Genomic DNA, 10,544 nt, shown 5'->3' with positions numbered 1-10,544 from the left:
CAAAAGCGCTGCAATGCACCCCGACCGAAGCCCGGCATCTTTTTGTGCTCGCCGGTTTGCCGCCGGGCGAAGCCCCGCAGGCGGTGTGCTGCGAGGGGATCAGCGAAGGCACGCGTCGCCTGCTGGATACCCTGATGCCGAAACCCGCCAGCATTCAGAAACCGAACTTTGATATCGTGGCGTGGAACGACAGCTTCGGCCACCTGATGGGCGTCGATTTCAACGCTATCCCGCCGGAAGATCGCAACTGTATTTACCTGTTCCTCACCCATCCGGCGTGGCGCGCGCGGCTCGGCAAACGTGACGACGTGCTGCCGATTTTCGTCTCCTACTTCCGCGCGGCAATGGCTGAGCACCGTGGCGACCCGCTCTGGGAAGCGAAGCTGGCGCGTTTTTTTGCGGTGTCCGAAGAGTTCAAAACCCTGTGGCACCAGCGTAACGACGTGCGCGGCGTGGAGAACCAGCTCAAGCTGTTCACCCATCCCGAGCTGGGGGATTTTCATCTCCAGCAGATGTACTGGTACTCCGCCCCGCGAAACGGATCGCGGCTGCTGGTCTATTTACCCGTGGATGAGGCAGGGGAGAGGGCGATGGCGTGGCTGGCGGAGCAGGGGATATAAATTTTTTGCGAGGGGCTTTCAGGGAATCAACGCTGCTCCGGTCCTGCCTGGAATAAGCTGGTAAGGTGAATCACGAAAGGCAAAATTAGCCTTTAATGCAAATTGCCTTACATGCTAATATTATCAGGGATGAAATACAGTGTTCAGACTTATCGTTCATGCGGCAGTCAGGGAGGAGATCCTCTCATTGCCTGCGGATGTTTATCAAGAAGACGCAAAAAACGCCCTCTGCTGAACTCCGTCTGGCACTGAAACGACAACAGGAGATGTTGGATGAGCAAGAAGATTATTGACTGGGATGAACTCAGAGCTGAACTGTTAAGCGATTCAGAAATTCAGGCTTCCTTTGATGCAGAAGAGCGCAAGGAGCGTCTGCGGGAGATGCTGGCGCAATGGCGCAATCATGCTGGTCTGACGCGCGCCCAGGTGGCGGAGCGGATGGGCGTCAGCGCACCGACGGTATCACGAATGGAAGCAAATATTACCCGGGCGAGTCTCGATACATTAACGCGTTATGCGCTGGTGTGCGGGGTAAAGCATCCGCAGATAACGCTTTACTGAAAACGGGCACGCCGATAGCCGGCGTGCCAGAAGCGCTTAGCACTCAGTCACAATCGTGCTCAGCGGCAGGCGAGATTTCGGCAGCGTGGCGTTGAAATCTTCCACGCTGTGATGCCCGACCGGGACCACCACCAGGCTGGTGAAGCCTTTCTCTTTCAGGCCAAACTCTTCGTCGAGGATCGCGGCGTCAAACCCTTCGATGGGTACCGCATCCAGGCCCATCGCGGCCACGCCCAGCAGGAAGTTGCCGACGTTAAGGTAAACCTGCTTCGCCATCCACTGGTCGTCATCTTTCAGATCCACGCGGTGCATGTCGGCAAAATAGCAGCGGCCTTTGTGGTTCGCGGCTTTTGCTTCTGGCGTGTTGAAACGGCCATCGGCTTCTTCCTGATCGACAACGCGCTCAAGCCAGGCATCGTCCATCGCGGTTTTCGCGCAGAACACCACTACGTGAGAGGCATCCAGCATTTTGCGTTCGTTAAACACATAGGTGCCCGCCGCGGATTTTGCCACGCGCGCTTTACCCTCTTCAGTGCTGGCAACAATAAAGTGCCACGGCTGGGAGTTGGTGCTGGACGGGCTGTATTGCAGCAGCGTTTTGATTTTTTCCGCTTCTTCTGCGGTCAGTTTTTTGGCTGGGTCGAACGCCTTGGTAGAGTGGCGTTTCAGGGCGACAGAAATAATATCCATAACAACTCCTGGTGATGAAATTCGCCCGCGGGCGGGCGTGAAAGGAAAGCAGATTACCGCGCGAAGCGGGAAAAGATAAGTGCGATTCGAGCGCTTATTCTGTTCGTCTGAGACGAACAATCAGGCTGGGCGAATCCACTTCTGATCTTTTTTCGGCAGTTTATCAACGACCAGATTCCACGAATCCGTAATCAGGTCGGTGATCAGTTCAGGCGTGATGTCGTCCGTGCCATAAAGGGAGATCCAGTGTTTTTTATTCAGATGGTAACCGGGCTCCACGCCACGGTAGATCTGCTGATTGAGCAGCGATTTTTCCGGATCGGATTTCAGGCTGACGTGGGCCCGACCGTGTGCGGTCGCCATCAGCATAAAAATTTTCCCGCCCACCTTAAACACGTCATACTCCGGGCCAAACGGCCAGCAATGTTCGGTAAAAGGCATCTCCAGCGCGACGCGTCTGGCATGTTCCTGCAAGGATTTACTGTCCATGGTTATCTTCCTCAGCAAGCCCGCGCCACATGGCTTCAAAGCCCAGCGCTTTAAAATCGACGGCACGGGACGGATCGCGGGCGGCAAACTCCATGGTGGTTTCAGCCAGCGATAAGAACATTGCATCACCGAAGGTCTTAAACTCGTCAGACATAAACACCGGGCGGATCGAACGACGACACAGTTCATGCAGTTCCGGGAACATGTCTTTCACCGCCTGCTCGGTTTCGGCGTTCAGCTTTTCACTGACGCCAATCTGACGGATAGCCGCATGCGCCAGGGGGTTACGAATGCCCCAGTCCACATAGCTGTTCCAGATATTGCGGGTATGCTCTTTTGGCTCGGTGATGGTGCGATCGAGATTCGCCAGCATGGTCTGGCAGAGATCCTGCTTCAGATGCAGGTAGAGGGCATTCAGCAGATCGTCTTTGGTAGCAAAGTAGCGAAACAGTGTCCCTTCAGCGACGCCCGCATTACGGGCAATTAACGCCGTTGAGGCGGCAATACCTGACTGCGCAAACGCAGCCGTTGCTGCTTCCAGTAAGGCCTGTTTTTTATCTTCACTCTTCGGACGTGCCACTAAATTTTTCCTCCCGTCAATTGTAAAAGCCCTGATTGAAACACGAGCCTTGATACGCTGCAACGCGGAATGTCAAAGATCGAAAACCTTCTTGACGGCGTAATCATCCTATCTATAATGAGTGCTTACACACTCATAATCAAGTATCACCCACGCAAACCATCGGATGGGGCGCGTAGGCGGGTCAGGAAATGAAAAAGCCTCTATTCATCTGCGTGGTGTTAGTCATGATTATTGCTTCAGCTGCCAGTTTACCGTTTGTACTGAATGCCGGATTTGGCCAGCCACCGCAGGGTGCGCAGCTCTCTGAAGTGGAAGCCTCTCCGCACTATCGCGACGGGCAATTCCATAACACGCTCCCTACGCCGGGCTTTACCGGGCAACAAAATATGCTGGTGGCGTGGTGGCAGTTCCTTACCCGTAAAACCGAAAACGCCCGTCCTGCGCAGCCGCTGCCGCTGGTGAAAACCGATCTGGCGAGCCTGTCGCCTGAACAGGACACGCTGGTGTGGCTCGGCCACTCCTCCTGGTATATGCAGCTTGCAGGGAAACGCATCCTGATCGATCCGGTTCTGAGTAGCTACGCCGCACCGTTCTCGTTTCTCAATAAAGCATTTGCGGGGGAGTACCCGTGGCGTGCGGAGAGCATGCCGGGGATCGACCTGCTGATTATCTCCCACGATCACTATGACCATCTGGATTACGCCACCATCAAGGCGCTGCTGCCGAAGGTTAAGCGCGTGGTCACGCCGCTGGGCGTGGGTTCGCATCTGCGCTACTGGGGGATGACCCCGGAGATAATCGACGAGCGGGACTGGAACCAATCGGTGCATATCAGCGATGCGCTGACGGTACATGTTCTGCCCGCGCGCCATTTTTCCGGGCGCGGCATTAAGCGTAACCAGACCCTGTGGGGGAGCTTTATGTTTGTCACCCCAGAGCGAAAGATTTACTACAGCGGAGACTCCGGTTACGGCCCGCACTTCAAGGCTATTGGCGAGCAGTTTGGCGGAGTGGACTTAGCCATTATGGAAAACGGGCAGTACGACCAGGACTGGAAGTACATCCATATGCATCCGGCGGAAACGGCGCAGGCCTCGGCAGATCTCAATGCCAAAGCGGTCGTACCGGGACATAACGGGCGTTTTGTGCTGGCGAAACATACCTGGAACGATCCACTGATCCAGCTGGCGAAAGCCAGCAAGGATAAAAACTACCGGCTGCTGACGCCGGAGCTGGGCGAGCCCGTGCGGGTGAGTGATACCACGCAACAATTTCGCGAGTGGTGGGAATAATGTTTAAGCGAGAAGCAGAGGGGGAGAGCAGTATGACGATTTCCGCTCAGGTCATTGATACGATTGTCGAATGGATCGATGACAACCTACACCAGCCGTTACGCATCGAAGAGATTGCCCGCCATGCGGGTTACTCAAAATGGCATTTACAGCGGCTGTTTATGCAGTACAAAGGCGAAAGTCTGGGGCGCTACATCCGCGAACGCAAGCTGCTGATGGCGGCGCGCGATCTGCGTGAGTCAGACGAGCGCGTGTACGATATCTGCCTGCGCTACGGGTTTGACTCGCAGCAGACGTTTACCCGCATCTTTACCCGCACCTTCAACCAGCCGCCCGGGGCGTACCGCAAAGAAAATCACGGTCGGGCGCACTGAAAAACATCCCCTCACCCCGGCCCTGTCCCCAAAGGGGCGAGGGCGTAATCGTCCCCTCTCCCCTTTGGGGAGAGGGTTAGGGTGAGGGGATCAGACCGCACCATGCTTACCAGCTGTAATTCACCGTCGCCGTCACCGTCCGGCCAATCCCGTAGAAGCACGCCGTATCGCTTGCGCACGACGCCACATACTTTGTGTCTGCCACGTTATTGACGTTGAACTGCGCGCTTGCCCCTTTCAGGCTGCGGTTCATCTCGCCCAGGTCGTAGCGCAGCATCGCGTCATACAGATCCACCGATGGCACCTTGAAGGTATTCTTCGCATCGCCGTAGCTGGTGCCGATGTAGCGCATCCCCACGCCAGCGGTCAGGCTCTTCAGCGCGCCGCCCGGAACGGTATAGCTGGCGAACGCCGATGCCATATGTGCCGGAATGCGCGCAGGCGTTTTGCCTTCAGTTCCCGCCACCGTGGTGCTTTCGGTTTTTGCATCGGTGTAAGTGTAGGAGCCAATCAGGTTGATGTTATCCATCAGCGTGGCGTGGATTTCCGCTTCAGCGCCTTTCGAACGCACCTTGCCCGCATTTTCGAACCAGCCTTCAGCGCTGTTATAGGTCGCGACGTTGTTCTGAGTTAAATCGTACAGCGCCAGGGTCATCAGCGTGGTGTCGACCGGCTGATATTTCACGCCAATCTCGGTCTGCTCCCCGGTAGTAGGCCTGAAGGGCGCAACGCCCGGCGCACGGTTGGTTTGCAGGTTCGGTTCAAACGAGGTGCTGTAGCTGATGTACGGCGACAGGCCAGAATCAAACGCGTACAGCAGGCCAGTGCGCCAGGTAAATTTGCTGTCGTTCTGCTGCGTAACGCTGTTATCGGTGAAGTCGCTGGTACGCACTTCGCTCCAGTCGTAGCGCCCGGAAACCAGCCACTCCCAGTTATTCCAGCTCATCTGATCCTGAAGATACAGGCCCATCTGGTCGAGATTTTGCTGCTCGTCGGACGCCGTTTTGAAGGTACTTTCATCCACGTTCACGCCGTAAACCGGGTTTGTCCAGTCAAGGTCATACTGTGAGCCGCTCCCGCGCGCCAGCAGCTGTTTATCCTTGCTGGTCTTGTAATCAAACCCGCCGAGCAGGGTGTGGCTGACGCTTCCGGTCTCCAGCTGATATTCCAGCTGGTTATCAAGGCCAAATTCGTTGGTCGTGCGCGCTTCACGCTGGGCGCGACGGGTCAACACCGTGCTGTTGGCCGCGCTGTTGGCGTAAACCAGATAACGATATTTCTGCTTGATGGTGGCGTAACGGGCGTTCTGGCGGAAGGTGAGGTTGTCGGCGAACTGGTGTTCCAGCTCGTAGCCAATCATCGTCTGCTCGCGCCAGGATTGATTGTAATTCGGATCGCTGACGTTAAAATCGCGCGGGATGTACTTCCCGTCGGCACTTTTCACCGTGCCATACGCGGGCAGGAAGTTGCGGTATCCGGCATCCGGATCTTTCTGGTAGCTGGTCAGCAGCGTAAAGCGGGTCTGATCGTTCGGGTACCAGGTGATTGCCGGGGCGATCGCCATCCGCGTCTCTTTATAATCGTCCACCTGATTATGCTGCGTACGGGCGATACCGTTCACGCGATACAGTACGCGCCCGTCGTCGCTCAGCCTGCCGCCGAAATCAAACGCACCTTCGGCGAGATCGTTATTGCCGGTGCGGAACTGCACGTTGTGAATGGCCTCCGCCGTCGGGCGCTTGCTGGTCATGCTGATTAACCCGCCCGGATTCACCTGTCCAAACAGGACCGAGGCCGGGCCGCGCACCAGCTCCACGCGCTCCAGCAGCCACGGGTCAACTGTGCCCGTCTGTGATGAGGCCGTTGCGCCAAAGCTTAAGCCGTCGAGGAATTTCGGCACGTAGCTAAAGCCGCGCACAAACACCTCGTCGTTACGGTTAGACGAGCCCCGGTACTCGGTAAACACGCCCGCCGAGTAGCGCAGCGTCTGCGAAACGGAGGTGACGTCCTGCATGTTCATCTGATCGCGGGTGATCACCGATACCGACTGCGGCGTCTTCACGATCTCCGCGCTGGTCTTGGTGGCGGAGAGCGTTTTCGTCGCCACAATGCCTTTTACGGGCGCAGTGGGCTCTTCACTCACGCCCTGCGTCACCGTAATCGTTTCTTCTTTCGTTTCTGCCTGAGCCGCGACGCTGGTCGTCGCCAGACTCAGTAGCCAGAGCCGCATTATCTTATTATTTTTAAACATTTTTATTGAACGTCCTTGGTTGCTATCGCCATAAAATCACCGGTAAATCGCCGTTGATGATATTGCAAATTATTACCATTTGCATTAGCGTTGTTAACAAATTTCGTTGGGGAACAAGCGGTAATGAAGAGGGTATGGAGTGGGTTGCTGTTGGGGATCGGCGCGCTGCCCGCCGTGGCGGCAACGTGCGAGCAGACGTCCCGGCAGGGCGATATTCAGGGAAAGTTTGATGCCAGCGGCGAAGTCTGCTTCTCCCTGCCTGAACTGGGTGAAAACTACGTTTCCGCCACGCTGAATGGCGTGACGGATGCGCGCCTGCTTGATGGGCAAAACCGCCGCATCCGCACGCTGATCGAAAATGGTCCTGCGGACGGGGAACACACGCTGCTGTTTGCCCTGCCGGTGAAACAGAACACCTCGCTGGTGCTACACGGAGAAGCCGGTAAGCCGTGGCGTTTTCAGTGGCGGATGAAAGAGACCTCTCCGTTACCACGCGTGCAGATGCTGGCGCCTGAAAGCCCGACGCTGAAGGCGCTGGCAAGCGTCATTTCTGCCGGTGGAAGTACCGAGGCGTTCTGGCAGGCGCAGCGTCGACAGGGAACGCCGATGGTGGAGCCGGTAGATGCGAGCCATAAGCGCGTGACCTTTCTGTGGCGCGGCGCGCGGGATAACGTCTTCATTCTCGGCTCTCCGGCGGGGGATCACGATCCGCTGTTCCGCCTGGGCAACAGCGACGTCTGGTTCCGCAGCTATGTAGTCCCCGCTGATACGGTAATGCAGTACAAGCTCGCGCCCGATGTGCCGATCGTCGAGGGTTCCACACGCGATCAACGCCGCGCCATCCTGGTAAGCGCGCAGGCCGATCCGCTTAACCCGAATACCTTCGGGGAGCAGAAGACCGATCGCTGGAATCGCTTTTCTCTGCTCGATCTCAGCCCGGCGCGCTATTGCTCCGTTCAGGCCACGGCAAAGCCGCTGGTGCACGGGACGTTGAGCCGTCAGAGTTTTTCCAGCCACATCCTTGGCAACGCCCGCGACGTGATGATCTACCAACCGCGCGGCGCACAGCCTGCACGCTGGACGCTCATCCTTTTCGACGGACAGGTTTATCAGGACGAATACCATTTTGCCAACGTGCTGGACGGTCTGATTGCCCGGCATCACCTGCCGCCGATTAACGTGGTGTTTATCGACAGCCTCGATCACGCCCGTCGCGGCAACGAGCTGCCGCCGAACCCGGATTTTGCTGACTTTATGGCGCACGAGCTGCTGCCGTGGCTGCGGGGGAAGGGCATCGGCATGCAGCGGCAGAAAACCGTACTGGCAGGATCCAGCTACGGGGGAATTGCCTCTTCATGGGTGGCGCTGCGCTATCCGCGCCTGTTTGGCAACGTGCTGAGCCTTTCCGGTTCTTACTGGTGGGCGCCGGAAGGTGACGCCCCGGGCTGGCTGACGCGTCAGTACCAACAGTCTTCACCGTATCCGGTGCGCTTCTGGTTACAGGCCGGGAAGTTTGAAACCGCGGGGCCGGGCGGCGGCATCTATCGCACCACGCAGGATTTTGAACAGGTGCTGAGGAAAAAAGGCTACCGCGTCAGCTTCCACCCCTCATCCAGCGGCCACGACTACGCGGCCTGGTGTGAAGCGCTGATCCACGGGATGCGCGATCTCACTGGCTTACGACGCCAGTGAAAACCAGCGGCGCCAGATGAAACGCAGGATAAAGAATTCGATGGCGCCGAGCACCAAAAACCACAGACAGAACAGAATGGTGTACAGCTGATTCAGATCGACCATATGAAAGGTCTGAACCAGCTTCTGCGCCAGCACCAGACCCAGCGACGGCGCAGGTAACAGCAGGCAGGAGAGCAGGGCCATCAGCAAAATGCCCCCTGCGGTGAGCAGCGATTCTAACGGGTGTTTCATCGTAATGTTAAACGTCAGTTAAAAATGTCATTGTCCGGCATCCTGAAACGTAAAGCAATATCATCCCCGCTGGCAAAATTGGGTGAAAGGCCACCGTTATTCTGCGAATTAATAACAGAAAACAGATAATATTTTCGGGGCGATTAAATTAATATCGCGTTATGTAAATAAACGTCTTTCTCATGAAAATAATTTTACAAAGCTATAGGTGCTATATCCAATTAACGTCGCAATAACAATGGCTGCGACAATGTATAACGCCAGGCGCCGTGCGCGATAAATACCAAACATGCTTCCTCCTCGTTTAGTGTTGGTTTAGAAATATTTTGTAAAAATCAACGCGTCGAAATAATTTTAATCAGTTTTGAATAACCGGGTAGTCAATATATTGCGGTAGATCAATTTAACCCGCAAGACTTAAAAATGAATTATTTAAAGCCAGAAAGGAATTCCGGCTTCCGTCCACCGGATATTGAAGGAAAAATACCATGACCAAAAAAAATTTCTCGCAGAATATGCCACCCGCAGGCGGGCAGGCGTACCAGCAGACCGTAGAGCAGGTGCTTGCTCAGGCGCAGAGCCAGGCTAATGGCCTGGACCGCGCCGAGGCGCAGGCACGTTTGCAGAAACATGGCCCGAACGCGCTGCCGGAGAAAAAAGGCAAGCCGGGCTGGCTGCGTTTTCTCGCGCATTTTAACGATGTCCTGATTTACGTCCTGCTGGCAGCCGCCGTATTAACGGCAGTAATGGGACACTGGGTTGATACGCTGGTTATTCTGGGCGTGGCGGTAATCAATGCCTTAATTGGCCACATTCAGGAAAGTAACGCGGAAAAATCCCTGAAGAGTATTCGCAATATGCTCTCCAGCGAGGCGCGCGTTATTCGTAACGGCAACCATGAAACTATCCCGACGACGGAAATCGTCCCGGGCGATATTATTGTGTTGCGCGCAGGAGATCGTATTCCGGCGGATATGCGCTTAATCGAAGCGCATAATTTACGCGTGGAAGAGGCTATTCTGACCGGTGAATCCACCGTGGTGGATAAACACACGAACCCGCTGAGCGGCGAATTACCGCTGGGCGACCGTACGAACCTGGTCTTTTCCGGTACGACGGTCAGCGCGGGCGGCGGCGTGGGCGTGGTCATTGCCACGGGCCAGGAGACCGAACTCGGCCACATCAACCAGATGATGGCGGGCATTGAAAAACACCGCACCCCGCTGCTGGTGCAGATGGACAAGCTGGGCAAAGCGATCTTCGCCATCATTCTGGCGATGATGGCCGCGCTGTTTGTCTTCAGCCTGGTGTTCCGCGAGATCCCGATGGGCGAGCTGCTGCTCTCCCTGATTAGCCTGGCGGTCGCCTCCGTACCGGAAGGTCTGCCGGCAATTATCTCCATCATCCTCTCTCTGGGCGTGCAGGCGATGGCGCGCAAGCGGGCGATTATCCGCAAGCTGCCGACGGTTGAAACCCTGGGCGCGATGACCGTGGTCTGCTCGGATAAAACCGGCACCCTGACCATGAACGAGATGACGGTGAAAGCCATCATTACCGCCGACACCTGCTACCGCGTGGACGGCAACAGCTACGAGCCGGTGGGCAACATCTATCTCGAAGGCAGCGATGAGCCGGTGCAGATCCAGCCGGGCACCGTGCTGGAGCAGTACCTGCGCACCATCGACCTGTGTAACGACAGCCAGCTGATTCAGGACGAGCGCGGCCTGTGGGGCATCACCGGCGGCCCGACCGAGGGCG

Annotated in this window: 11 protein-coding genes; 6 read left to right on the top strand and 5 right to left on the bottom strand. The window is 56.4% G+C overall.

What is annotated here, in order from left to right; genetic code table 11:
- A partial coding sequence (locus DD606_RS22520) for a transcriptional regulator (protein ID WP_129259165.1) occupies positions 1 to 620 on the top strand: 620 nt, incomplete at its 5' end.
- A 273-nt stretch (positions 621 to 893) separates the two neighbouring features.
- Entirely contained in the window at positions 894 to 1,181 is a 288-nt protein-coding gene (locus tag DD606_RS22515; protein ID WP_003858885.1) for a helix-turn-helix domain-containing protein, read from the top strand.
- Positions 1,182 to 1,217: 36 nt separating this feature from the next.
- On the opposite strand, the gene nfsB is transcribed toward DD606_RS22515, so the two are convergent.
- From nfsB to DD606_RS22500, 3 genes are all read right to left on the bottom strand, one after another.
- Entirely contained in the window at positions 1,218 to 1,871 is a 654-nt protein-coding gene (gene nfsB / locus DD606_RS22510) for an oxygen-insensitive NAD(P)H nitroreductase (protein WP_023324270.1), read from the bottom strand.
- 120 nt (positions 1,872 to 1,991) lie between these two features.
- A complete protein-coding gene (locus DD606_RS22505; protein WP_129259163.1) occupies positions 1,992 to 2,360 on the bottom strand; it encodes an MmcQ/YjbR family DNA-binding protein in 369 nt (122 codons plus the stop codon).
- Positions 2,350 to 2,940, bottom strand: coding sequence for a TetR/AcrR family transcriptional regulator (locus DD606_RS22500; protein ID WP_003858882.1), 591 nt, complete (start codon positions 2,938 to 2,940; stop codon positions 2,350 to 2,352). The genes DD606_RS22505 and DD606_RS22500 overlap by 11 nt, the downstream gene beginning before the upstream one ends.
- Before the next feature lie 191 nt (positions 2,941 to 3,131).
- Here DD606_RS22500 and DD606_RS22495 point away from each other — a divergent pair, with 191 nt between their 5' ends.
- Together DD606_RS22495 and DD606_RS22490 are read left to right on the top strand one after the other, a co-directional pair.
- Positions 3,132 to 4,235, top strand: a complete 1,104-nt coding sequence (locus DD606_RS22495) for a RomA family MBL fold metallo-hydrolase (protein ID WP_129259161.1) — start codon at positions 3,132 to 3,134, stop codon at positions 4,233 to 4,235.
- Between the two features lie 32 nt (positions 4,236 to 4,267).
- Entirely contained in the window at positions 4,268 to 4,609 is a 342-nt protein-coding gene (locus tag DD606_RS22490) for a RamA family antibiotic efflux transcriptional regulator (RefSeq protein WP_003858880.1), read from the top strand.
- A 106-nt stretch (positions 4,610 to 4,715) separates the two neighbouring features.
- Here the strand turns inward: DD606_RS22490 and DD606_RS22485 are convergent, their stop codons facing one another.
- Positions 4,716 to 6,860, bottom strand: coding sequence for a TonB-dependent siderophore receptor (locus DD606_RS22485; protein WP_129259159.1), 2,145 nt, complete (start codon positions 6,858 to 6,860; stop codon positions 4,716 to 4,718).
- A gap of 123 nt (positions 6,861 to 6,983) precedes the next feature.
- Between DD606_RS22485 and DD606_RS22480 the strand changes: the two genes are divergently transcribed.
- Positions 6,984 to 8,552, top strand: coding sequence for an alpha/beta hydrolase-fold protein (locus tag DD606_RS22480; protein WP_129259158.1), 1,569 nt, complete (start codon positions 6,984 to 6,986; stop codon positions 8,550 to 8,552).
- Here the strand turns inward: DD606_RS22480 and DD606_RS22475 are convergent.
- On the bottom strand, positions 8,538 to 8,786 hold the full coding sequence (locus tag DD606_RS22475; protein WP_003858875.1) for a DUF1158 domain-containing protein: 249 nt from the start codon (positions 8,784 to 8,786) through the stop codon (positions 8,538 to 8,540). The two genes, DD606_RS22480 and DD606_RS22475, sit on opposite strands and share 15 nt — an antisense overlap.
- A gap of 488 nt (positions 8,787 to 9,274) precedes the next feature.
- Between DD606_RS22475 and DD606_RS22470 the strand changes: the two genes are divergently transcribed.
- Positions 9,275 to 10,544 (top strand): HAD-IC family P-type ATPase (locus DD606_RS22470; protein WP_139158336.1); only part of this gene is annotated, 1,270 nt, incomplete at its 3' end.

This window comes from Enterobacter cloacae complex sp. GF14B (assembly GCF_004136805.1).
Taxonomy (GTDB): domain Bacteria; phylum Pseudomonadota; class Gammaproteobacteria; order Enterobacterales; family Enterobacteriaceae; genus Enterobacter; species Enterobacter hormaechei_C.
Note: the sequence above shows the minus strand (reverse complement) of the source record. Positions and strands in the feature narration are given on the sequence as shown.